We start from the raw sequence: 23087 nt of genomic DNA, 5'->3' as shown, positions 1-23087 counted from the left end.
TTGTGACCAATAAACATTTTCTGGTGGAGGTTAAGGTAGGTAGAATTCGGAGACATTTTTTAATTATTTTAGTATTTTCCATACTTTTATTTATACTTGAACGATTGGTAATATTTATTATATACTCAACTTTCGCAGAGTAAAACAGATCCAAAAGCCATCGTAGCATTAAATGGGTGAGACATCGGTGTGCAAGTTGACTTTGGATTCATTGTTTGCTTTTTGTTCTTATCACGTATTTGAGCTTAGCTGCGACATAACATTTTAGCCGGCCGCTACGGAAATACACTCCGCTTTCCGTGGGCGGCTGTTGAGCCTCCTCACTCGCTTTGCTCGTTGTGGGGTCTCATCTAGGCCTATCCTCCCACAGGAGTCTCCGTGTATTTCCTTCGCTCAGGTGAGGTTGAATCATTACGGTAATTTATGTTTGAAATTATTCTCATTTATATTCACCTAACCTAACGTACAGTTGATTGGAGCGTAGGACAGTTGACTCCTGCGGGAAAAGCAAATGTTCTTCGATGGGACGAGCATTTAGCGCAGTCCCACGTGTCTGAAGACCCCGCAGCGGTGGTTTCTCCGCGAGGAGGCAGACCGCCGTGCCCGCGGAAAGCGACTGTCCGAAGCGCAAATCAACGTTGCTGTGACTAGGTTTGTAGAATGAAAATTAAACTAATTTACTGTACAGTTTATCTCTACTTATGCCTAAAATAACAAATCTATTTGGGAGGAGCATATTCCCGGAGTCCCAATCTTTTTGAAAACGGTTGTGATACAAAAGTTGTCAAGGGGATAATTAAAGTATCCCAAGCGTAACCATACGAACGATTTGAACGCCTTTTATAGGTGCGAAAGTTGTGTTATATAGTAAGATTAATCGAAATATCGTACGAAAAGAAAGAGAGATATTATTCAGACTATGGACAAGCATCTTTGGGAATTCTCAAAAATTAATTGCTTTTAACTATATAAATGAGAAGATCAGCATCTTTATACAGTATCCAGTTAGGGGTCCAGATTATATGACAGATGATGAGGAAGATGAAACGAGCGAAAACGTTTTATAGGAATTAGGAACGACAGAATTATTTTAATAAACGAGCGAGATTGTTGAAAAGGGGTTTTTAAATGGATGAACATAATAACGGTTCATTTAAAAATAAGAATCTAAAAGAAAAGACAACAACAATTATTGGTTTTACGCTTTTTATTGTTTTAGTAATCGGGTTTGTTTTAGGGATTTTCTTCTTTGGTTTCGCAGGAGTTTTTACATTACTAGGTGTTCATTATGAATCTATTTGGTCATTACTTATTTTTGTTGTCAGTTTCTTTATTTTAGGAATTATTGTGGATTTATTCTTTGATGCTATGGCCAAATTAACTGTTGAAAACATAACTGAAAATGTAAATGCATTTTTAATACAATTGTTATTTGGATTTGCATCAAATTGGCTTGTTCTTTTTATAGTGGATGCGTTGATGGAAAGCATCACACTTTCCTTGAAAACGAAATTAATAGTGGCATTACTATTAGGTGTATTAGAACCCGTATTTGATAATCAAAAATCTGTTTCCGAAAATGAATCTTAGTTAATCGGACGTGATTGTTTTATAATGGAAATTAAAGGGGAGCATTTGCTTACTCTTTTTTGTCTAGGAACTTGTCTTTGACTATAGCTGTGGATAAAAATGTATTTGCGAAATTAATTGTGTCTTGCTTAAGCAGAAGCTAGTCAAATTTCAAGTTTCTTCCTACGATAAAGCAACCTTGTCGATGGGCTTTAAACAGAGGCTTACTAGTCACTTGTTTTAAATGTTTAGATAAAACTCCCTAATGAATTATCTTCACTCAAAAGATGACTATCCATATCTCATTCCTTTGTAACAGTTAGCTTCTCCAAAAAATTGTCAATGCTCCCTAAACAACTCATTATGTGTCATTTTCTAGTTATGCTAAGATAAGGTGTGGAATAATTGTATGAAAAAATGGAAGAAGGTGATTCATTTTGTGAAAGGTTGCAAACTATTTATGATCATATAAGTTGCTAGTTATACTTATATTTTTCTTATAGTCATTCAATTTTTATCACAACTTTTTCTTCCAACATCAATGGGGTTGTAAAAGGTGATATCGCTTATATACAGTAATTGCTTTATTAGCTTTTTGTTTATTTATTATCCCGTATACGGTAAAAGTTGTAGCCTTATTTTGGATTATTTTAGTTTTTTGGGGAATGATGAGTTGGGCCATTACGCCACCAGTTCAAAGTCACTTAATGCTATTTTCACCAGAAACTTCCGATATTCAGCAAAGTTTAATTAATGCATCCCGTCCTGCGACCAATAAATACCTTCTGGCCGAGGCTAAGGTAGGACCATTGGAAAGAGTTTTTAACGATTTTTGCTTTTTTGGATCTCAATTCATACTTGACCGATTGGTATTGTATGTTATATAATGAAATTAATCGAAATATCGTATGAAAAGAAGGAGAGATTTCATTGGCTCATATTATTCAGACTACAGACAAGCATCGTCGGGAAATTCTAATAAATAAATTAATTGCATTTAAGATATATAAAAGAGAAGATCAGCATCTTTATCATATGTCATTGCAGGAACTAGAAAATAAGTATCAATTATTTTTAACAGAAAGTCACCCTCATGATGGTTTAGGATCCTTAAGAATTAAATGGAGAAAAAAATAGCATAAATAAGTGGAGGAATCTAAAATGGGTGAAATATATCCAGTCATTGCTGGAGCTGAAACATTTTATTTTGAGGGGAACGATGTTGGTATCCTAATTTCACACGGATTTATGGGAACACCGGAAAGTGTTGTATATGTTGGAAAAAGATTGGCACAATTAGGGTATACTGTTTTAGCTCCTAGACTGAAAGGACATGGAACCCACTATCATGATCTTGAAAATTGTACGAAAGAAGATTGGTTTCATTCCATGGAAAAGGCATATAACGTGTTAAAAAGACGATGCTCAACTATTTTTGTCATGGGACAATCGATGGGTGGAACGTTAGCACTCCATCTTGCTCATAAATTTCAGTCAATTCAAGGAATTATGTTAATCAATGCAGCATTAACGATCCCGACATTGGAATATGTAAAAGGAAGCACAGAGCCACGATTTATCGATGAGGGAACCCCTGATATTAAAGCAAAAAATGTACATGAAATAACATATCAAAAGACTCCGTTAACAGCTATTCATGAGTTGCAAAACTTAATGGAAAGTACGCCAGCTATTTTGTCAAACATTAAAACCCCTATACTTGGAATTAAATCAACAATTGACCATGTCTGCCCTCCTGAAAATACGGAATATATTTTGGAGAAAATTGGTGCAACAAAGAAAGAAATAATTACTTTAACGAATTCATATCATGTTGCAACGATGGACAATGACAAAGAGACGATTGTCGAGGCATGTCATCAGTTTGTAAAGCAACAAGAAAAGGAAAATTGCTTTTTATTAAAAGGGTCTGGGAAAAACTATTAAGATAAATAATAATGCATGAAATCCGATGAGTCTTGATTTCATGCGTTATTATTTTCATGCGTTGAAATGCAATGTTTCCTTTCCGCCCTTGTTTTTCGTGTTTAATAAAACTCCCCAGTTAAACGACCCTTCACTCAAAAGCGATCCATATCTCTTCCTCGCATTTTAAAAAACTTAATGTTCCTTAAACACCTCATTATGTGTCACTTTCCTAGTTATGCTAAGATGGAGTATGGAATAATTGTATGAATATAAAGAAGGTGACTCATTTTGCGAAAGGTTGCAAACTATTTACTATCCTATAAATTTTTGATTATGCTACTATTTTTCCTTATTTTTATTCAATCTATCTCCCAACTTTTTCTTCCGACATTAATGGGTGATATTGTGGATAATGGGGTTGTCAAAGGGGATATCGCTTATATTTGGAAAATTGGATTCGTCATGCTTGCAGTTGCAGCAGTTGGCGTCTTCATGTCTATTTTGATTAGTCATTTTGCTTCGAAGGTTGCGATGGGAGTTGGTCGTAAGATAAGAGAGGATATTTTTACGAATGTAAGTGATTTTTCATTACATGAATTTGATACGATTGGAACAGCCTCATTAATTACTAGAACTACAAACGATGTTACACAAGTACAACAAGCAACCATTATGGTGCTTCGTATGTTTTTAATGGCACCGTTTATGCTTATCGGCGGGCTTATTATGGCTTTATCAAAAGATGCAAAATTATCACTCGTTATCTTGATTGCGATACCGTTTATTGCTCTAGCAATTTTGATTATATTAAAAAGAGGATATCCACTTTTTCAAGGGGTTCAGAAGCGGCTTGATCGATTAAATCTCGTTTTCCGAGAAAATTTAACAGGTATCCGAGTCATTCGATCATTTGCCAAAGGAAAAGAAGAACGAGCTCGTTTGAAAGAGGCGAATACAGACTTAACAGATATATCTATTAAAGTGAACAAGCTAATGGCGTTTACGATGCCATTAATGATGTTGTTAATGAATGTCACTGTCGTTTTCATCATTTGGTTTGGCGGGATACGAATTGACAACGGAAGTATGCAAATTGGTGATTTGATGGCATTTATTCAATATGTCATGCTTATCATGTTCGCACTGATGATGGCGTCGATGATGTTTGTCGTTTTACCACGAGCAACGGTATCGGCGAATCGAATTCGGGAAGTGCTTGAAATGGAAAGGTTGAAGTTAAAACAAGGGGATAAAAGAATAGACAATGGACAAGGGGTACTTGAATTTGACCATGTTACATTCTATTATCCAGGAGCAGACGAACCAGCACTAGAGCATATTCAGTTTACGGCAAAACAAGGGGAGATAACGGCGGTCATTGGAGGGACTGGTTCAGGAAAAACGACACTTGTGCAGTTAATTCCTCGCTTTTTTGAACTTACAGCTGGTACCATTCGGTTGAATGGAGTAGACATTACAGAGACATCACTTCCTCAGCTCCGTGAGAAAATCGGATTTGTGCCACAAAAGTCCTTATTATTTTCCGGTAGTATTAATGATAATATTCGATTCGGAAAACAGGATGCAACAACAGAAGAAATCATCCATGCGGCGACTATCGCGCAGGCAAATGATTTTATTGAACATTTACCAGAAGGATATGAGACAATGATTGAGCAAGGTGGCGCGAACTTATCTGGAGGACAAAAGCAACGATTATCTATCGTGCGTGCGCTTGTGCGACAACCAGACATATACATTTTTGATGATAGTTTTTCAGCACTTGATTATAAAACAGATTCTAAATTAAGGGCAGCCTTACAAGCAGAAACAAAACAGTCAATCGTTATGGTTGTTGCTCAACGAGTTAGCTCTGTCATGCACGCAGATCAAATTATTGTGCTTGATAAAGGGAAAATGGTCGGGATCGGCACTCATGAAGAACTAGTAGAAAATAATAAAGTATATCAAGAAATTGTTGCTTCCCAACTTGGTGAGGGGGAGATTGCATGACAAAGGAAAAAAGAGAGCAACCAGCCCCTCGTGGTCACGGCGGGATGCTTGTTGGCTTAGAGAAACCGAAAGATTTCAAAAAAACATTTAAACGATTAATAACATATTTAAAACCGAGAACCAAAAGCTTAATCCTCGTTTTATGTGTTGCGATTTTTGGTACTGTTTTTGCGGTGTTAGGACCGAAAATAATGGGGGATTCTATTACCGTCTTATTTGAAGGGGCCTATGCTAAATTTCAAGGTATACCAGGTGCAGCAATCGATTTTACTAAGATTGCCCAACTATTACTTATCCTTGGTGGTCTTTATGTTTTCAGTAGCCTTTTTCAATTTATTCAACAATTCATTATGGCAAGTGTCGCACAAAAAACGGTGTATGATTTACGTGAAGATGTGTTTGATAAGATGAATAAGCTACCAATCGCTTACTTTGATCGTCATTCACACGGAGATATTTTAAGTCGTGTAACGAATGATATTGACACGATTGCAACGACATTGCAGCAAAGCTTGACACAATTTATTACTTCCTTTGTGACGATTATTGGGATTATTATCATGATGTTATGGATTAGTCCACTACTTACTGTTATTGCGGTTGTCAGTATCCCATTGTCTATTTATGTCATTCGTCCGTTGTTAAAAAAATCACAAAAACATTTTGGCAAACAACAACGAACACTTGGAAATTTAAATGGACATATTGAAGAGATGTATACGGGGCATGAAGTGGTAAAAGCGTTTGGGCATGAGAAGCAGTCCATTGATACATTTAATCAAGTAAATGAAGAACTATATGATGCAGGAAGACGTGCGCAATTTGTTTCAGGAATTATCATGCCGCTTATGTCATTTATCGGTAATATTAGCTATGTGCTTATTAGTATTGTTGGCGGGATTTTAGTGACACAGCGGGCAATTACGATAGGAGATATTCAAGCGTTCATTACGTACACAAATCAATTTTCTCAACCAATTTCCCAAACAGCTAATATTGCCAATATTATTCAGTCAACCATTGCGGCAGCAGAGAGAGTTTTTGAATTGTTAGATGAACAAGAAGAAGAGCCGGTCGCTGATCCAGTAGTGATGAAAAAAATTCAAGGAAATGTCCGTTTTGAACAAGTTGATTTTGGATACGATGATACATTGTTAATGCAACATCTGAATATCGATATTTCAGCAGGGCAAACGGTGGCGATTGTTGGACCAACAGGAGCGGGGAAAACGACTTTAATTAATTTGTTGATGCGTTTCTATGAACTTGATAAAGGACGAATTACCATTGACGGCATAGATATAAAGAAAATGAAACGTAGCCAGTTACGAGAAAACTTCGGGATCGTTTTGCAAGATACATGGTTATTTAAAGGGACAATTAAAGAAAACATTGCCTACGGAAAAACAAATGCGACAGAAGAAGAAATTATCGCTGCCAGCCGTGCCGCTCATGCACATCATTTTATCCAAACATTACCAGATGGATATGATACGTTGTTAAATGAAGAGGCATCGAATATTTCACAAGGACAAAAGCAGCTATTAACGATTTCCCGAGCAATGTTAGCAAATGCTCCCATGATGATTTTAGATGAAGCGACATCAAGTGTAGATACGAGAACGGAAATTCATATTCAACAAGCGATGAATGCATTAATGAAAAATAGAACGAGTTTTGTGATTGCTCATCGATTATCGACTATAAAAGACGCAGATCTTATTTTAGTCATGGATCAAGGAGCAGTGATTGAGCAAGGAACGCATGAACAACTTATTCAAGCGGATGGATTTTATGCTGATTTATACAAAAGTCAATTTGATGAACCGATGGTCGGGTGACAAATGAAAAGAAGGGGAGTCCGAAAAGTAGAGCATGCCGATGAGAAATCAACTCTCTACGATCGTAGACATCCTCTTCTTCTTTTTTTATCATAACTTTCCTTAAAAAGGAACTTAATACAGGTAAAAGAGCACTCCTTTTGGTTCATGTGCAAAAAGCATTTGATGGGTGGGTGAAAGACATAATAAAAAGGCGGCGCTAAACAAGGTAGAAGGTTATGATTGTAAAATCGGATCATCCCTTGGTACTTGAACCACACGTAGCCTAGCTTTGAGAATAAGGTTTTGTTCAAAGCGTTAAAAGGGGGAACTATTATTGATGGGATATTCATTGGGACATATTTTACATCCTCATCCGAATGAAAAGGGTATGTATACCTGGCGCTACTTTGTGTATATATGTGTATTCCGCGATTATGTGGCGCATCTCTGCGTATATATGGCGGTTCCCAGCTTTAATATGGCGCACCTCCGTATTTATCTGGCGAATCTCGGTGTTAATATGGCGCATCTCCGCAATTATGTGGCGATTCTGGCGCGTTATTAGGAGAATCCCAGAGTGCAATGGCGAATCCGAATTTGCTAAGATTCTTCCTCCTGGAATTAGCGATTATCGTAAAAATTGTTCATTGAAATAAGTAACAGCATCAAACATTTTTACGCCATACCAAAACATTTCTCCATTGACGATAACAGGTTGAGAAAGTGGGGAAATGTTTAAAAATTCGTTTATGTTTTTTTCTTTGAAAGGATATGGCTCTGTTGCAAGTAAAATATAGTCAAGATTTGCATGGCAAAAATCACTTTCTGTTACCGTCGGATAACGTCCTTCAAACTGTGTAAAAGGGTTGATAAAGCCTAACTTTTCCATTAATGATTGAATATATGTATTTTTTCCGACGACCATATAAGGATTTTTCCAAATAACATAGGCAACTCGTTTTCCCTTATACTTCGTAGGGATGTGTTCCATTGCGGTCGTAATGGTCCGATGTAAAGCTCGTGCTTTCTCGATTCGATTTGTTAAAGTTCCTAGGTTGAGAATCATGTTTAATGCGTCGTTCACTGTCTGGATTTCAAATACATAAACAGGGTAAAATTTCTCTAGTTCCTCTACCATTTCTTTTGTATTTTCTTCTTTTTCTGCAATAATTAAATCCGGTTGTAACTCATGGATTCTTTCTATTTTCATATCTTTCGTTCCGCCTACATTGATCGCATTTTCAACTTTTCCTTTCGGGTGAATGCAAAATCTTGTTCTTCCAACTATATGTTCGTATAATTGTAAACTGAATAATGTATCTGTTATCGCAGGAGCGAAGGAAATAATTCGTTTAGGTGGAAAATCGTATGAAATAGAACGTCCTAATTGGTCAGTAATGGTTCTCATAAATGTCCCTCCTTCCTTAACATCGTATCATAATTAACCATTTTGGGTGCGCTACTTGCGAAAAATTTGAAAGTAAGCGATACTTTTAACTAGATAGATAGAATGAAGGAGAGGATAATATGGGGATAGAAACGAAAGTTACGTTTCAAACAGAGGATAGTGGATTGCAAGATTTTGTAAAAAATAGTGTTGGTGATTATGTTAGCTTATTTGTCGACAATGAATTACTTATTATCGTAAAAGATGTAAAAGCAGGGAACCAAACATATGAAAAAATTCGTATGCTTGCTGGTGACATAGCTCGTGAATTGACAAAGCGCAAAATTGCACAAGTATCTGTCAAGAACGAAGAACTATTCCAAGCATTTTCCGCGCTTGATGAACAAAAAATCATTATTGCATTTGTGGAAGGATGGCAGCTTGGTGGCTATTCTTTTGAATCGTATAAATCAAAGAAAAGTGCGGATGTAACAACATTGACTTTTTCAGACGAAGCGGCTGTAAAATCAGCTATCATAATGGGAAGAACACGTGCGACAGCGACTGCATTTTCACGTGATTTAATGAACGAAATACCAAGTACACTAAATCCGGAATCATTTCCACACATTTTAGAAAAAGAATTTGCAGATACGAATGTGAATGTCATAGTGCACGATAAACAGAAATTACAAGAAATGCAAATGAACGGACTGCTTACAGTGAATCGGGGCAGTAAATACGATCCAGCTTTTATCGAGCTTCATTATGAAGGGGATGCGACCAAGCCACTGATTGCACTCGTTGGAAAAGGGGTAACATTTGACACAGGTGGAATAAGCCTAAAAAGTGGTCGCGACCTGAGTGATATGCGCATGGATATGGGCGGAGCAGCAGCTGTTGCTGGTGCGGTAAAACTTTTAGCAGAATCTAATGCAAAAGTGAATGTCGTTGGACTTATTCAAACAGTTGAAAATATGCCTGATCAACATTCAATTTTGCCAGGAGATATTATTACGTATAAAAATGGGCACACGGTTCAAGTAGGAAATACCGATGCGGAAGGTCGACTCATTTTAGCCGACGGGCTGATTCGTTCCGGAGAATTACAGGCGGAATATGTGATTGATATTGCTACACTTACAGGAGCGATTGCATTTGCACTTGGGCCAAAGCTAGGTGGTATTTTCGGTGAAGAAGAGCTACTGGCTGAAATGAAGAAAATTGGCGATGAAAATGGCGATTTTGTTTGGCCAATGCCTTTAGTGGATGATTATGATCGTACGCTTAAAAGTAATTATGCTGATTTCAGCAATATTAGTAACCAAGCATCAGGAGGTTCCATTACAGCTGCACTATTCCTAAGACGCTTCGTACCGGAAAGTACAAAATGGATTCATGTTGATATGGCTGGTGTGATGGAAAGTAAAGAAAAAGGGTACTATGGCAATTCAGCAACAGGCTTTGGTGCTCGCCTTCTTGCAGATTATGCGGTACATGTTTCAAAATAAGAGGATGAGAAACGCCCATTTTCAATATGATAATGAAAATGGGCGTTTTTATTTAACTTGACCAAAAGTCGTTAAAGAATGTTTCAGGGTAATAGGTTTCTACTGTAAACATTCAATGGTGTAAAGAAGTTTGTGTAAGTCCTTACATGCTAAAAATAGTATTTAATAGAAATTTCATTTCTAATAAACGACTTTAGCGGCATATACGTTAGAAATCCCGCACATCATCTTTGTACAACCCAACCATTTTCACTTTGATATGATTGTCCAAAGTATATCTATCAATTTTGTACGACTATGTCGGTTTGACGATTCATTCATGTTTCCTTATTGATCAAATGAGTCAATTTCCTCTTTTGTTGCATTTTGATGCCACTTTTTTGCTTGCTCAATGGCAATAGGAATCGCTCTACCTTCACTATATCCTTCCTCAATCATGGCGTTTGCTATCTCAATTGCCTTTTTTCGCGTAATTCGATGTAAGTTTTTAAGCGAATTTGGATAGTTATTTATATCCCATGGCATATTATTCAGCCTCCATTATACATACTGTTGTTACTTCCTTACCCTAACATGTCGTGTTTTAATCCTTAGAAATAAAAAGTTTAAATGTAGCAAATTGATGGTATGTATGAATAATGAATCAAAGAAAAGGGAGGGATTCAAATATGCTATGGACAATTATTGGGATCTTAATTTTGCTATGGCTTTTAGGTTTTTCATTTGATATCGCAGGGAATCTAATCCATATCTTACTTGTTATAGCGTTAATTGTATTAATTATCCGTCTATTTACAGGTGGACGTGCTCCTTAAGCAAACTGAAAAAGACTTTATTTATACAAAAATCAATAAAAAACTAGGAAATGCCTCCTCTAAAAAAGCTGTTGGATCAGAAAACTCCAACAGCTTTTTTACTAATTTAAATTAATAGGAAAAGGAAGGGAACAATTATGTCCGTCTTAATGGATCTTTATTCTGTTTCAAAGTCAAAGTTTTCCATCTCGAAAATTTGGTTATCAAAATTAATTTCATTAATAATTTCAATTTGTTCCTCTGTTACTGGAAGAAGGATTGGCATGGCATGGTCAACCTTGATTGCCCCAAACTCATCTTCAGGGATCGATACGTTTAAGTCTTCCCAAACATATTCTCCATCTTCATACCCTAATGTAAAATCGAAGGAAATATTTTTAATTGGCTTGTCTAAACGGTTAATTCCGAGGAAAAGTAATTGTAACTCATCATCTTCAAACTCAACAAAGTCAATTAGAAAGAGACTAAAGTCGTTCGCATCACCGTCTTGTGGATTTTCTTTCACCATTTGATCCAACTGTTGATAAATGTCATTATTTTCAATCGTAATACCATCATCGGCATCAACTTTTGTCACTTGTAATGTCAAATCTGCTTTTTCACCAGCAGTTGCATCACGATCTTTTTCCTCAGATTCATCCTTTTCCGAGTTTAATTCCTCATCCTTTTTATCTGCATCTTCAGCATTAGTTTCCTCCGATGTTGCATTGTCTTCTACCTTATTTGTTTTCTTTTCATCGTCCCCGAAGATGGACATACAACCAGTTAAGATGAGAACTAGTATGAGCATAGATGTTATGAATAGCTTCTTTATTTGACTCAATCCTTTCAAAAAGTAATCAAAATCATTATATCGATAATTCACCTAAATAGTAAGAGGTAAAAGTATTATTTTAGTCATTCCTACAAATATAAAACAACTTTCAAATATGCTATTAAATTGTTAAACTAATAATGAAACATGGAAAGGGTTGATATTACATGAAAATAAAACTAATGGTTACTCTCATAACGTTAAGTTTATTAATTAATTTAATTAGCTTATACAACATAGGACTTGCATATCTTTCTTTCTTCTTTTTTATCCAATTTTTCTTGCCGCGCATTATGATGAAAATTATCTCCATTGCCGAAAAATATGAAGAAAAAGAATCAAAACCCTTTACTCGATTTATTATTGCACTTGTCTATCATCCCATCATTTGCTTAATTAATCGAATTTCTTTTATTATTTCTACCATTATGCTTGTAGTTGCTTCTTTATTTATGGTCGTTTTACAATTTGTTTTTAAAAATGAAATACATCATTTTTTACATCATACGGTTCAAATCGGTAATATCGAGGTGTTTTTACAAATATGTCTGTATGCTGGATATGCTATTTTTACTATAGCAATTCTATGTGTTGTTATTGATTCAGTGAAACTTTTGAAAAAAGAAAAAATATTTCAGGTGAAAGATCTCATATAAACAAACAATCCCACCCGTAATCCAAAGTGGGATTGTTACGTAGATTTAATCAGTAGCGAGAATTGTTCTGTTTAATACAGCATGTGCAGATTTGCCAGAATAGTTTCTCGTTGTTTCACCAATCACTTTTATATTTAATAAGTCTTTCATTACATTTGTTAATTCGGAAGGTCCGGCCAAATGTACACCTTTCCAATTAAGTGTTCTTGCATGTTTTTCGATCGATGGAATAATATTACGATACCATCTTGTTTGATTTTCACGTAGGCGATTTTCAAATTTCTCCCGATGATTCGCACTACTCGAATAAATAGATCCATAAGCAACACCTTTATATTGTTTCCAATTTTCAAGCTCTATATCTAGTTCGAAATGTTTTTCATCAATCAGTTCTCCCAAAGATGAAGTGATCAATGTAATTTTATCTCGTTGTAAAAGGAGGACTCCTGTTTTTGAATATTGTTTATATAGTTCATCTAATTGCTCAGTTGCAGCGTGTGCATGCCATTGAAAATCATTCATGACAGGAATTTGTAAATGATAGATAACTAAATGATTGGCTGATGCAAAACAAACGAGACTATTCGTCATTTCTCGTCGCCTATCCTTAATCGCAACATCGACTTTTTTACAAATTTTAGTCAAATCTTTGACTTCTTCAGGATTGGAAGCGGCGACATATTCCTCCATTTTCTTCAATCCATTTTTAAGTCTAATCTTCCAATCTTCACTTCCAGGGTTCGTGTTCAAGTAAATCGATAAAACAGATCCATCTAATTGCTCTAACTGATCATGAATTTGTCTAACCTTTTTCGGCACTTTACATTCCCCTTTCAATGTTTAGTACTTATCATACTATCAAAAAATAGGACAAATTTAAAAAGATGTCCTATTTAGTGAACGAAATGCTTTTAACATGTAAGATCAAAACTTCGCACCTGTTAAAAATTCTGAGATTAACATCCAACCAGCAAGTACGAATAAAAAAACAGTAATTAAATTCAACCAACGTTTTTTCGTTAAAAATCCCGCTACTAATGTGATGATTCCAATAATGAATAATATGATGATAGACGTAGAAATATTTATTCTCCTCCTTCTTGCTTCTTGCTGTAACCGATTACTATTATTGTAGCAGATTATAGAAAACTTGATAATCGCCAGTCACGTTAAAATATTAAATGTAGCAAAACGAAGGTAAATAGACAGAAACCTAATGTTAAATGTATCATCCGTCTCTTATAGGTTGTTTTTATAAATCGCATCCAACCAGTGATCACAACGAGTGATAAAGTGATAACTGCGAGAAGTCCACTTACCATTTTTACATTAGTAACTTGAAATCCAAAATAATGAATGACGAAAAAAATATGAAAAAGAATGAGGATAAGGGCAGTCGTTCCTGTCCATTTATGTATAGGTAAAACCTTTTTGGATAACTTTGCGTATTTGATTTTTCTTTTACGACTAATATTAGAACGAATCGTTGAAAAAACAGCATGCCTTGTCCAATTATATAAAATAAATAAAAGGCCAAATCCACCAAAAAGAATATGAACACCAAGATGGCCAGTACTCATTTTCCAAAGCGCAAAAATAAAAACAGCTAAATTAATGAAAAACCATTTACTCATCTAATCACCTTATTCCCTAAATTAAATCGTCTTGAGAGTGTTAGTGGGATACCTTTTATACTCATCAAAATAATAACATATTTTGAATGGGGATGATGTGATATAGACCATAGGGGATTTTTTGCAAGTATGTAAATTGATTATTACAAAACAGAGGGAAAATGGTTCTTTCTACTTTAGGAAAAATTTGGTGATCTTTAACATGCGAACTTTTTGATGGAGAGGGTATAATGAAAGGCTTCTGTGTATATCAAAACTCATTCCGATTAATTCTAGTTATACCATATTTACTCATCAAATTAACAATTAAAAGAAGTGGTACCCGAAGGTAGTTATTTGAAAGCACAAGTAAGTGTATCATTAAAACCTTTAAAGCATTCGGTAGATCTAATAATGAATGAAATTAATAAACGTTGGGATAAAAATACTGGGGAGGGTTGATTGTATGAGTGGATATCACTACTACACTTTGGAAGATCGTTCGTTATTGGACTTCAGCTCTTTTTAGAATCAAATAATGCCATAAGGGATATGAGTATTAAATATCCGAATGGATTTATTGATTCGAATGAAAAATTGGTCCTCTTTGACCGTACAGATAGTACAGTCGTTTACGATTATAGATATGTAGATGAAAAAGAAATGCAATTGGATCAGATTATTGTATGAAGCCGAGCATAGCTTCACGTTGAATCATCATCATCCAGCACTAGAAAAGCAAGTATGCAAAATCTTTACCGCAGAAAATAGCAGAAAAACGTGGGAATGAAAAAGCTAAAACCACGATCATTTTTAACGATTTTTAATAAAAGAAAAAGTAGAGCATAAATGTGGTGAAATTCATCTCTACTTTTTTTGTTAAGCCTTAATCCTTGTTATTTCCGATGGTCAAAGTCAAGCTCTTTTCCATCGTTAAATGTAATGTCGACTTCCATCTTTTCGTAATCAGTAGGGAGGTCAAATGCGGTTAAAATTTTATCTACAACATCTTGTTCCGTACTATCACTCTTCACGTCTAAGTTTTCGATTTTTGGATAAATGTCATCGAATGCATCTCTACCTTTTAGAAAAACATTATTTAATTCATCCTCGACTTCTGCCTCGATTGGCTCATTTTCCATTTTATCTTGCTCGATTTTAAATTCGTATTCTTTATCCTCAGCATATTTTACTTCAACCTTTATTTCTGAAAAGTCGAGTGCCTCCATTTTAGACTTCATATATTCCTCATCTTCTTTGCTAACAGTCTGTTCTGTCACATTTTGGCCTTTTTCTTCCTCTACATCTTCCTTCACTGACTCGCTTTTTACTTCTTTCTTTTCTTCCTTTGTTTCCTGATTTGTTTCTTCTTTATTCTTTGTCCCATCTGTATTATTGTTACCACAACCAGTTGCAAGACCAAGTAATCCAATGACAAAAAGTAACATCAACATTCGCTTCATTTCCATTTGCCTCCTAGAAATTAAGATAATATCTTCAGTATGACCAATAATCGTGTGGGTAAACCAAAAGATTCATTAGGACATTATCAGTCTTGACAGCAATGTTCAAAATATAGCCAACTAGGATGGATAAATATGCTAACATAGTAGCTAAAGCGTATGTAAAAAAAAGAAAGAGTTTTTTTAAGTAATCCATACAGAACAGAAAATTAATTTCAAACCTATTTTTTCTTACGTTTAAGGGAGTGTATAAAACTGTTATTTTTTTATGATGAGGCGATGTAAGAGGTAATTTTCAGTTATAGGGTAGCAATTTTATAGCCTTATTTTTACTCGGAAATCTTTATTAATCAATCAATGCACAAATCTTGATATGATTATCAACGATATTTGTGCTTTCATACCAAATGGTTTATTAGGACTCTAGTTCGGTTATTTATCTTTGAAAATGGGATTAATCTGCCATTTTAGCAGATTTTTTTATACGTAATGTTCAATCCATTGTTGAGTTAGGAGTGAAAAAATGAAAATGATTGATTTACAAAAGTTATGCACATTCCTTGTAAGTATGAACAGTCAGAGTGAGAAACATATAGGATACTGTGGAGTAAGCAAATCAGAAATTTTTCATGCATTAACGGAAGATTTTTCAGATTTACCCTTGAAAGAATTGTTTTACATCCATTCTAATCAAGGGCACATCATCGGAGCATTCGGTTTTGATGTTGATATGGAAAATCGAAGCGCGGAAGTATGGGGCCCATTTACAAAAGATAATGAAATAGCATCAGTGATTTGGAGTGAGGCATTTCCTGAAATGAAAAAATATGTCGATACATTTTCTTTCTTTGTTAATCTGGAAAATATAAATGCAATTGATTTTATGGATAAAATTGGTGCAAAGAAACAAGGAGGACATATTACATATATAGTTTCTCGTCACCAAGAAAAGCTTGAATCGATTGACAGTAGTTTTCAAGAATACACTCCCATATATATGGAATCTTTTATTCAATTACATGAAAAAACTTTTCCGAATAGTTATTATAATGGTGAACAAATAATTAGGCAGTTAAACATCCATAAGCGATTATTTCTCTGGATAAAGGATCATAAAGTAATCTCCTATGTATATATGGAGGCGGATCCACTTCATCATGAAGGTTCAATTGAGTTTGTATCCGTTTGTCCAACATATCGAGCACGAGGAATAGGTAAAAAAATAACTACGTTTGCAATTAATCAGCTTTTTTCAGATGATCGGATTCATACCATTACCATTTGTGTAGGTGATAGAAATAAAAATGCGATTGGACTATACCAATCACTCGGGTTTAAAGTGAAACATCAACTGATCCATTACACACTACGTTAAGTTCAATCCTGCTTATTTTCTCCCCGCTTGCTAATATGTATATTTTGAAAGATGGTTACGAACATTATCAATATGAACAAATTGGGAGTGAATAAAAATGATGCGACTCCTTACTCTACTCAAAAAAGGAAATGTATCGTCAGGACTTGCGGCAATTGGAAATTTGGCAATTGCAATTGTCAAAGGAATTGTAGCAGCAATAAGTGGAAATGGAACAATGTTTGCAACAGCGATGCATTCTTTTGCAGATACGATAAACCAAACTTTCGTCTATGTTGGTAGTGTACTCGCAGAAATGAAACCGACGAAACGATTTCCAACGGGTTTTGGTCGAGTGATCAATATCGTCTGTATGATTGCAGTTATTGTCGTAACGGTTATGGCGTATGAAACGATAAAAACGGGCTGGGAATTGTTCCATCATCCACAAGAATCAAGTGATTTTCTGTTAAATATAATCGTATTGCTACTATCTTTTTTAATTGATGGAGCTATCTTGTTAAAAACAATGAAGGAAATAGTGCATGAGGCAAGAGTAAAAAAACAAGGGAATTTATTTTCTTCCGCATTTACACATGCAAAGAAGGCTGCACCAGCTACAAAGCTCGTTTTTTATGAAGATATTGTGGCCACATTAGGGGCTGTTTTCGCAATCGCAGGAATTGTACTTGCTCAATTTTTTGGTGTTTTAAAGGCAGATGGTGTTGTATCAATTATTATCGGTCTTTTAATGTTACTTGTTGCTTACCGTGTAGGGTATGATAATATGATTGGATTAATTGGTGTTGCAGCACCTGCAGAGGTAGAAGAGCGAATCGCAAAAACGCTCCTCGCTGATTCATGTGTTGTCGATATATATGGGATGCGTGTTGTGCAAGAGGGAAGGGCATATCATGTGGATGTAACGGTTGAGTTAAAGAAGGGGCTAACACTAGATGAAGCAGATGATGTGAAATTTAAACTTACAGATACATTGCTCACATCACCGAATATTACTGATGTCATGCTTGGAATTATGGAGGATAATGATATTGTAACATGGCCAAATGAAGGGAAAAGACCATAAATAGATTAAAGGGAAGTATGAACTTGTGTGGATTTTTTGGCGCCAAAAATCAATTTAGATGAATTGTCCCTAAAAATTGTGCTTCATTAAAGAAGCTAGCATATACTCGTTGTCACGGTAAGGTAATTCTCAAATTCAGCACAAAAACGCATTTAGTGACACACCGTTCTCGTTTACGACACATCATCCACGGCATCAGCACAAAATCGAATTTCATTTCATCGCGAAAACCACTTATTTAATACAACATTCGTAAAAATAAGTGTATTTTTTCTATTTCGTTTCCTTCAAAAGAAATACTTTGTCTAAGATGGGGTCATAGAGTATTTGGACGGTGTCACCAATTTGTGGTGGATAGAGAATGTCTGCATACATTTTTACCTCTTTTTTGATCATTTCATTTTGATGTGCAAAAACAATAGTTAGATTAACTTGCGAATCATCATTGGCTGTTATTCTTGTTCGATCAATATTTTCAATGGTGGCGATTTGTTTCTTTCCGCCGTGTCGATAAGCTTTTTTCATGTTTGCTTCTTTATGATGGTGAACAACTAAACTAATAATGACGAACAAGAAGGGGAATGCCATAAATATAGAAAAGCTAAGAACAACACCTTTTCCAGCAGAATCATTTAGAATAAAGTGAAAAAACTTTTGAATAGATAACCCATCGTCTTCTTCATGCAAACGGGTTAATTCTGTCTCCTTTTTAAGGATAGGAGATAGTAGCAACTCATCATACTGTTTTTCACTGTAAGAGATAAACTCATTCGTTACTAAATCAAAAACACCTGCACCTGTTTCAGAAGCGAGGTAAAGTTGTTTCCCCATCTGTGTAACATTAAATGTTTTCTCGTCATAACTTTGTAAGAACTTTCCTTTCTCGATAAGTAGTGGCTGAACATTTTGACCAGAAGGATTAGTGATAAAACCAATCACTTCACTTGACTTAGTAGGCGAACTTTTACCAATAACTACTGTATAATCCGGTAATGAAAAAGCTTTCGGATCATAAAGCGGTTCTGGCATTTCAATCGGTTGGATTATTTCGTCATTCAGAAGATCATATTGCACAAATTGATTATTCATCACGATCGCAACAACTGGATCATGGACATAATGTTGAACCATATTCTTATTATCGCTTCGATGCTCTTTGGCGACAGGAAATGGTTGATTTTTCACTGTTTGAAGACCGAAATCATATAATTGTATTTCAATCATAGGTACAAGATTGGAAATAACCGAATTATTTTGAAGCTTGCTCGAGATAACTTGTTGCAATCCTGTTTCATCTGCCAAGCGATGCATTTGGATGGTTAAGTTGATCATAGATGATGTGATGAAGTCCTCTTTTTCGTCTTTTCCAACCAAGTATATTTCATTGTTAAACACTTTAGCTGATTGATCTAAATAGGTTTCTATAAAAAATGGTTGACTATCAAGTTTTTTTAATGGTTGACCTGACTCATAATAATAAAAATTAACATGATTATTTCCCTCTAACACTGATGCTCCTTTTGTTACGATGGCAAGACCATCTTTTTGATAGGCAACAATCATATGATGAAAGGGGTCCGAATCAAGTATTTGTTCTTGAATGATATCAGAACCATCTTTATTTAACTCTTGCATTCGAATACTGCTAGACTCTTTCATTAACACTACTGGATGCTGATTCGGTAAAAAGTAAAAGAGCCGATTCCTCTTTTTCTGATTAGATAATGTTTGGATATCTGATTCTAGTAAACTAATTTCCTCTGTATGCATCTTGTAGTCCCGTATTGAAGTAAATAATATAGCTACATGTATACAAAAGATAAACAGGATAATGAAAAGAAAAAGCAGACAAGAAAATTTAGCTGATTGGCTTTCCTCCATATTCCAACTCCTTTACATTTTTATTTCTCTTCTACCTTAATTATAAAAGATAAAAAAGTTCATGATTGTTTCTTTTATGTAAAAAAACAAATCGTAAAAATAGGAAGAAGTTATCTTATGGTATAGTTACAGCAAGGGGAAAGCTTGAACAGGGAATTTTTAAAGGAGCTGAAGAGTAATGTCCGAAATAATTGTATATGATAAGGCAAAATATCATTATGAAGGTGATTTTCCAAATGACTTATCCTTGAAGCAAGCCTATGTGCATACGGGTATGTTTCTCGGTTGGTTAATTGATCATCAATTGCTGAGTAAAGAGTTTGAGACAGAAATGGAGCTAGACATACAAAAATTTATACAGCGCGAAATAACTGGAGCAGAAATATATAGGAACGCAGATGGAGTGTTAGCAGATGATATGTTAAATGAAGAAGCTAATCAATTTGCAATGGAATATTTTGATTTTGAAAATGGACTTTTTCTAGATGATTATGAGGAAGCCTTTTCGGAATTAGACAGTCTATATGAGGTGGAAGATAGTTGGGGAAATTATTCAAAAATAAAAGCAGTGATTGATAGAAGATATATGGAATGGAAACATACCTTTGAAAAAGGAAGTGAGGGTACATAAAGCTAGTTTCAAACATGAAGTAATTTGCTGGAGTCACTTTTATTAGGGAGTGGCCCTTTTTTGTCATTATTGGAAAACTTCCTCACCCGAATACGTATAAATTGTCAAGATGTGTACATGTTCGACTAAATAAGAATGTACAATCCGTTGGTGTGGGAGCAATTGCTAGGTTTGGGCAATATGTAACTAGAAAAATGATTATGTGCCGAGATTTACACTGTGTTACATTGAAAATGATTTTCGACTGTGAAGGGAACGTGGTGATTTATGTACCAGGAAAATAATGATATGCCAAGTTCCTTATTGATGTGTCAGTATTTCGGAGCTTGGCAAATAAAGAAATGACGATTTATTTATATAAGGGCAACATCACTTCTGACTTCCCTTCTAGCTTGTCAGTCATTGTTTTTTCTTTAGCAGCACTTATCCCTTGCCTATCGAGGCGCGAGTTTTAGTAACGCCGCTAAGATAAATTAACACAATTACACACAAATATATACGTATGTTATGATTAAAGAAATATCTAAAAAATAGGTGATAGAATGAACACTCACTTTTTCTTCCGTAATGAGCATTTCGTATCTGGAATGACATTAAAAAGCGAGACAGCATTTGAACAAAATAATATGGCACTTCATACGTGTGACAACCCGTCCAAAATTATTGGAAACCGAAAAAATCTTGCTATTACTTTAGACACTCAATTGGAAAACTTCGTTTGTGCTAACCAAACACATAGCGCAAATTTTTATCGAGTAACGGCTGAAGATAAAGGGTGTGGCGCATTTTCAATGGAAACGGCGATACCTAATACAGATGCATTATATACATTTGAGCCTAATATTGTATTATGCTGTTTTACGGCGGACTGTGTACCAGTTATTTTTTATCATGAAAAGAGAAATGTGATCGGAGTGATACACTCAGGATGGCAAGGAACTGTAAAACAAATAACGCGAAAACTTTTCCACCATTTAATCACAGAAGAAAAGTGCGAACCCAATGAATTTTATATCCAAATTGGCAGTGCACTTTGTCAGGAAAAATTTGAAGTGGACGAAGATGTGTACGAGAAGTTTCATGAACTAGGCTATGCAGAATCATGTATTCATTATAATGAAGCTACAAAAAAATATCATATTGATAACCAAAAAACAGTTATCAAACAATGTGAACTTGCTGGCATTTCGCAAGATCAAATGAAGGTAGATACGACTTGCACGTTTTTAAACACGGAAGGATTTTCGTATCGTGAAGACAAACGAACAGGAAGACATCTAAGTTTCATCATGAGAAAAAAATAAACTATCGGTTTTTCCAGATAGATAAACTTTTTTGGGGGAAGAAAAGTGTTTACAATAAAACCAGCATGTGCCAAATGCGCAAAAGAAATAAAGGGGAATGATCTTGTTTTTGTGAGAATGAAATATCCAACGACGAGAGGGATGCGGAAATAAAAGCATATTTACAGAACAATGGGGACATTTTTTGTGAAACATGCTATGAAAAATGATAAGAAAGGAAGTAGAGCAACCTTGATTACATTATTCGACATTCAAAAAGCGAGGGAAACTATATCAGACATAACGAAAGTTACACCGATATTAACATCTGATCAGCTATCGAAAGCATGCGACAATGAAATATTTTTAAAAGCCGAGCATTTACAAAAAACAGGCTCCTTTAAAATTCGTGGTGCAACGAATAAAGTGAAACAAGTCGTGAAGGAAGGAGCGAAATTCATTACTGCAGCATCATCGGGAAATCATGGACAAGCAGTTGCATATGTTGCCGATCAGTTAGGGATACCGGCAACGATTGTCGTCCCAGAAAATGCAAGTCGATGTAAAATCGCTGCGATTGAAGCGTATAACGGAAATATTGAACAGTGTGGAACAACCTCTGCTGAAAGAATTCCACGGGCAAAACAACTTGCTAGTGAAAAAGGAGGAGTATTTATTCCGCCGTATGACGATCCATTCATTATGGCTGGGCAAGGGACAATTGGCCTCGAAATATTGGAACAAGTAGCAGATGTCGATGTGATAGTCGTTCCTATCGGCGGTGGTGGATTAATGTCAGGGATTGCTACCGCGGCAAAAGAATCAAATCCAACCATCCAAGTGATCGGGGTTGAACCTGAGACAGCGAATGACACATTTTTATCGTTACGAAACAATAAAATTACGAGCATTGCAAAAACAACGACTGTTGCCGATGGGTTAAGGACTAGTCAGCCAGGTGATCTAACATTTCCAGTGGTAAAAAAATATGTAGATGATCTCGTTTTAGTACAAGAAAATGAGATTCGGGCTGCAATGTCATTTGTATTTGAACGAATGAAACAAGTGATCGAACCTTCTAGTGCCGTTACTGTAGCAGCAGCGATGAACGGAAAATTAGGAGTTACAAGGAAAAAGGTCATGCTTATCCTCTCGGGTGGTAATGTAGATATGAATGAGCTTCCGAATTTACTGCAATGATAGGGATGCATTTAGCATACATGGGATGAGAAAAGCATTGCAATATTTAAACTAATTG

General features: G+C 35.4%; 23 protein-coding genes. 16 read left to right on the top strand and 7 right to left on the bottom strand.

The window, feature by feature from the left end; genetic code table 11:
* The first annotated feature begins 857 nt into the window (after window positions 1-857).
* The 7 genes from DFR56_RS04355 to DFR56_RS04325 all read left to right on the top strand — a co-directional run bounded on the left by DFR56_RS04355 (window position 858) and on the right by DFR56_RS04325 (window position 7899).
* On the top strand, window positions 858-1067 hold the full coding sequence (locus tag DFR56_RS04355; protein ID WP_110394201.1) for a hypothetical protein: 210 nt from the start codon (window positions 858-860) through the stop codon (window positions 1065-1067).
* Between the two features lie 61 nt (window positions 1068-1128).
* Window positions 1129-1590: a YrvL family regulatory protein gene (locus tag DFR56_RS04350; protein WP_110394200.1), complete on the top strand. Its 462-nt coding sequence runs from the start codon at window positions 1129-1131 to the stop codon at window positions 1588-1590.
* Between the two features lie 909 nt (window positions 1591-2499).
* Entirely contained in the window at window positions 2500-2706 is a 207-nt protein-coding gene (locus DFR56_RS04345) for a Fur-regulated basic protein FbpA (RefSeq protein ID WP_110394199.1), read from the top strand.
* A 24-nt stretch (window positions 2707-2730) separates the two neighbouring features.
* Window positions 2731-3516, top strand: coding sequence for an alpha/beta hydrolase (locus tag DFR56_RS04340; RefSeq protein ID WP_110394198.1), 786 nt, complete (start codon window positions 2731-2733; stop codon window positions 3514-3516).
* 270 nt (window positions 3517-3786) lie between these two features.
* The gene (locus DFR56_RS04335; RefSeq protein WP_372442847.1) at window positions 3787-5511 is read left to right on the top strand and encodes an ABC transporter ATP-binding protein; all 1725 of its coding nucleotides are present in this window, start codon (window positions 3787-3789) and stop codon (window positions 5509-5511) included.
* Complete coding sequence (locus DFR56_RS04330; protein ID WP_110394197.1) at window positions 5508-7352, top strand: ABC transporter ATP-binding protein; 1845 nt, start codon at window positions 5508-5510, stop codon at window positions 7350-7352. The genes DFR56_RS04335 and DFR56_RS04330 overlap by 4 nt, the downstream gene beginning before the upstream one ends.
* A gap of 319 nt (window positions 7353-7671) precedes the next feature.
* A complete protein-coding gene (locus DFR56_RS04325; RefSeq protein WP_146214249.1) occupies window positions 7672-7899 on the top strand; it encodes a hypothetical protein in 228 nt (75 codons plus the stop codon).
* A 63-nt stretch (window positions 7900-7962) separates the two neighbouring features.
* Here the strand turns inward: DFR56_RS04325 and DFR56_RS04320 are convergent, their stop codons facing one another.
* Window positions 7963-8742 (bottom strand): ABC transporter substrate-binding protein, encoded by a 780-nt coding sequence (locus tag DFR56_RS04320; RefSeq protein WP_110394195.1) that lies wholly within the window; start codon window positions 8740-8742, stop codon window positions 7963-7965.
* 119 nt (window positions 8743-8861) lie between these two features.
* Between DFR56_RS04320 and DFR56_RS04315 the strand changes: the two genes are divergently transcribed.
* Entirely contained in the window at window positions 8862-10232 is a 1371-nt protein-coding gene (locus tag DFR56_RS04315; protein ID WP_110394194.1) for a leucyl aminopeptidase family protein, read from the top strand.
* A 327-nt stretch (window positions 10233-10559) separates the two neighbouring features.
* Here the strand turns inward: DFR56_RS04315 and DFR56_RS04310 are convergent, their stop codons facing one another.
* Window positions 10560-10757: a DUF2188 domain-containing protein gene (locus DFR56_RS04310; protein WP_110394193.1), complete on the bottom strand. Its 198-nt coding sequence runs from the start codon at window positions 10755-10757 to the stop codon at window positions 10560-10562.
* Window positions 10758-10900: 143 nt separating this feature from the next.
* Here DFR56_RS04310 and DFR56_RS04305 point away from each other — a divergent pair, with 143 nt between their 5' ends.
* On the top strand, window positions 10901-11047 hold the full coding sequence (locus tag DFR56_RS04305; protein ID WP_110394192.1) for a lmo0937 family membrane protein: 147 nt from the start codon (window positions 10901-10903) through the stop codon (window positions 11045-11047).
* A 157-nt stretch (window positions 11048-11204) separates the two neighbouring features.
* Here the strand turns inward: DFR56_RS04305 and DFR56_RS04300 are convergent, their stop codons facing one another.
* Window positions 11205-11837, bottom strand: coding sequence for a hypothetical protein (locus tag DFR56_RS04300; RefSeq protein WP_146214248.1), 633 nt, complete (start codon window positions 11835-11837; stop codon window positions 11205-11207).
* A 191-nt stretch (window positions 11838-12028) separates the two neighbouring features.
* Here DFR56_RS04300 and DFR56_RS04295 point away from each other — a divergent pair, with 191 nt between their 5' ends.
* Window positions 12029-12517 carry a hypothetical protein gene (locus DFR56_RS04295; RefSeq protein ID WP_110394190.1) on the top strand — a complete coding sequence of 163 codons (489 nt, stop codon included), beginning with the start codon at window positions 12029-12031 and terminating at the stop codon, window positions 12515-12517.
* 45 nt (window positions 12518-12562) lie between these two features.
* Here the strand turns inward: DFR56_RS04295 and DFR56_RS04290 are convergent, their stop codons facing one another.
* Window positions 12563-13336, bottom strand: a complete 774-nt coding sequence (locus DFR56_RS04290; protein ID WP_110394189.1) for a VLRF1 family aeRF1-type release factor — start codon at window positions 13334-13336, stop codon at window positions 12563-12565.
* A 350-nt stretch (window positions 13337-13686) separates the two neighbouring features.
* Window positions 13687-14151 carry a hypothetical protein gene (locus DFR56_RS04285; protein WP_110394188.1) on the bottom strand — a complete coding sequence of 155 codons (465 nt, stop codon included), beginning with the start codon at window positions 14149-14151 and terminating at the stop codon, window positions 13687-13689.
* A gap of 441 nt (window positions 14152-14592) precedes the next feature.
* On the opposite strand from DFR56_RS04285, the gene DFR56_RS04280 reads away from it, so the two are divergent.
* Window positions 14593-14820, top strand: coding sequence for a hypothetical protein (locus DFR56_RS04280; protein WP_110394187.1), 228 nt, complete (start codon window positions 14593-14595; stop codon window positions 14818-14820).
* A gap of 206 nt (window positions 14821-15026) precedes the next feature.
* Here DFR56_RS04280 and DFR56_RS04275 read toward each other — a convergent pair whose 3' ends face one another.
* Entirely contained in the window at window positions 15027-15593 is a 567-nt protein-coding gene (locus tag DFR56_RS04275) for a YusW family protein (RefSeq protein WP_158525501.1), read from the bottom strand.
* A 523-nt stretch (window positions 15594-16116) separates the two neighbouring features.
* Between DFR56_RS04275 and DFR56_RS04270 the strand changes: the two genes are divergently transcribed.
* Together DFR56_RS04270 and DFR56_RS04265 are read left to right on the top strand one after the other, a co-directional pair.
* Complete coding sequence (locus tag DFR56_RS04270) at window positions 16117-16968, top strand: GNAT family N-acetyltransferase (protein ID WP_110394185.1); 852 nt, start codon at window positions 16117-16119, stop codon at window positions 16966-16968.
* A 100-nt stretch (window positions 16969-17068) separates the two neighbouring features.
* Window positions 17069-18034, top strand: coding sequence for a cation diffusion facilitator family transporter (locus DFR56_RS04265; RefSeq protein ID WP_110394329.1), 966 nt, complete (start codon window positions 17069-17071; stop codon window positions 18032-18034).
* Window positions 18035-18307: 273 nt separating this feature from the next.
* On the opposite strand, the gene DFR56_RS04260 is transcribed toward DFR56_RS04265, so the two are convergent.
* On the bottom strand, window positions 18308-19915 hold the full coding sequence (locus DFR56_RS04260; protein ID WP_110394184.1) for a hypothetical protein: 1608 nt from the start codon (window positions 19913-19915) through the stop codon (window positions 18308-18310).
* Window positions 19916-20093: 178 nt separating this feature from the next.
* Here DFR56_RS04260 and DFR56_RS04255 point away from each other — a divergent pair, with 178 nt between their 5' ends.
* From DFR56_RS04255 to DFR56_RS04240, 3 genes are all read left to right on the top strand, one after another.
* Complete coding sequence (locus DFR56_RS04255; RefSeq protein ID WP_110394183.1) at window positions 20094-20546, top strand: DUF7832 domain-containing protein; 453 nt, start codon at window positions 20094-20096, stop codon at window positions 20544-20546.
* A 542-nt stretch (window positions 20547-21088) separates the two neighbouring features.
* A complete protein-coding gene (gene pgeF / locus DFR56_RS04250) occupies window positions 21089-21850 on the top strand; it encodes a peptidoglycan editing factor PgeF (RefSeq protein ID WP_110394182.1) in 762 nt (253 codons plus the stop codon).
* A 231-nt stretch (window positions 21851-22081) separates the two neighbouring features.
* Window positions 22082-23029, top strand: coding sequence for a threonine ammonia-lyase (locus DFR56_RS04240; protein ID WP_110394328.1), 948 nt, complete (start codon window positions 22082-22084; stop codon window positions 23027-23029).
* Window positions 23030-23087: the final 58 nt, after the last annotated feature.

It is taken from the genome of Pseudogracilibacillus auburnensis (genome assembly GCF_003201975.1).
In the GTDB taxonomy this organism is placed as follows: domain Bacteria; phylum Bacillota; class Bacilli; order Bacillales; family Amphibacillaceae; genus Pseudogracilibacillus; species Pseudogracilibacillus auburnensis.
The sequence above is the reverse complement of the archived record's forward strand: the minus strand, read 5'-3'. Positions and strand labels throughout refer to the sequence as shown.

What these genes read in the sequence shown, in the direction of transcription:
- DFR56_RS04350 (WP_110394200.1), top strand. Translation starts at nt 1,129, where the DNA reads ATGGATGAACATAATAACGGTTCATTTAAAAATAAGAATCTAAAAGAA.
- DFR56_RS04340 (WP_110394198.1), top strand. Translation starts at nt 2,731, where the DNA reads ATGGGTGAAATATATCCAGTCATTGCTGGAGCTGAAACATTTTATTTT.
- DFR56_RS04330 (WP_110394197.1), top strand. Translation starts at nt 5,508, where the DNA reads ATGACAAAGGAAAAAAGAGAGCAACCAGCCCCTCGTGGTCACGGCGGG.
- DFR56_RS04325 (WP_146214249.1), top strand. Translation starts at nt 7,672, where the DNA reads ATGGGATATTCATTGGGACATATTTTACATCCTCATCCGAATGAAAAG.
- DFR56_RS04320 (WP_110394195.1), bottom strand. Translation starts at nt 8,742, where the DNA reads ATGAGAACCATTACTGACCAATTAGGACGTTCTATTTCATACGATTTT.
- DFR56_RS04315 (WP_110394194.1), top strand. Translation starts at nt 8,862, where the DNA reads ATGGGGATAGAAACGAAAGTTACGTTTCAAACAGAGGATAGTGGATTG.
- DFR56_RS04310 (WP_110394193.1), bottom strand. Translation starts at nt 10,757, where the DNA reads ATGCCATGGGATATAAATAACTATCCAAATTCGCTTAAAAACTTACAT.
- DFR56_RS04305 (WP_110394192.1), top strand. Translation starts at nt 10,901, where the DNA reads ATGCTATGGACAATTATTGGGATCTTAATTTTGCTATGGCTTTTAGGT.
- DFR56_RS04300 (WP_146214248.1), bottom strand. Translation starts at nt 11,837, where the DNA reads ATGCTCATACTAGTTCTCATCTTAACTGGTTGTATGTCCATCTTCGGG.
- DFR56_RS04295 (WP_110394190.1), top strand. Translation starts at nt 12,029, where the DNA reads ATGAAAATAAAACTAATGGTTACTCTCATAACGTTAAGTTTATTAATT.
- DFR56_RS04285 (WP_110394188.1), bottom strand. Translation starts at nt 14,151, where the DNA reads ATGAGTAAATGGTTTTTCATTAATTTAGCTGTTTTTATTTTTGCGCTT.
- DFR56_RS04275 (WP_158525501.1), bottom strand. Translation starts at nt 15,593, where the DNA reads ATGAAGCGAATGTTGATGTTACTTTTTGTCATTGGATTACTTGGTCTT.
- DFR56_RS04270 (WP_110394185.1), top strand. Translation starts at nt 16,117, where the DNA reads ATGAAAATGATTGATTTACAAAAGTTATGCACATTCCTTGTAAGTATG.
- DFR56_RS04265 (WP_110394329.1), top strand. Translation starts at nt 17,069, where the DNA reads ATGCGACTCCTTACTCTACTCAAAAAAGGAAATGTATCGTCAGGACTT.
- DFR56_RS04260 (WP_110394184.1), bottom strand. Translation starts at nt 19,915, where the DNA reads ATGGAGGAAAGCCAATCAGCTAAATTTTCTTGTCTGCTTTTTCTTTTC.
- DFR56_RS04255 (WP_110394183.1), top strand. Translation starts at nt 20,094, where the DNA reads ATGTCCGAAATAATTGTATATGATAAGGCAAAATATCATTATGAAGGT.
- pgeF (WP_110394182.1), top strand. Translation starts at nt 21,089, where the DNA reads ATGAACACTCACTTTTTCTTCCGTAATGAGCATTTCGTATCTGGAATG.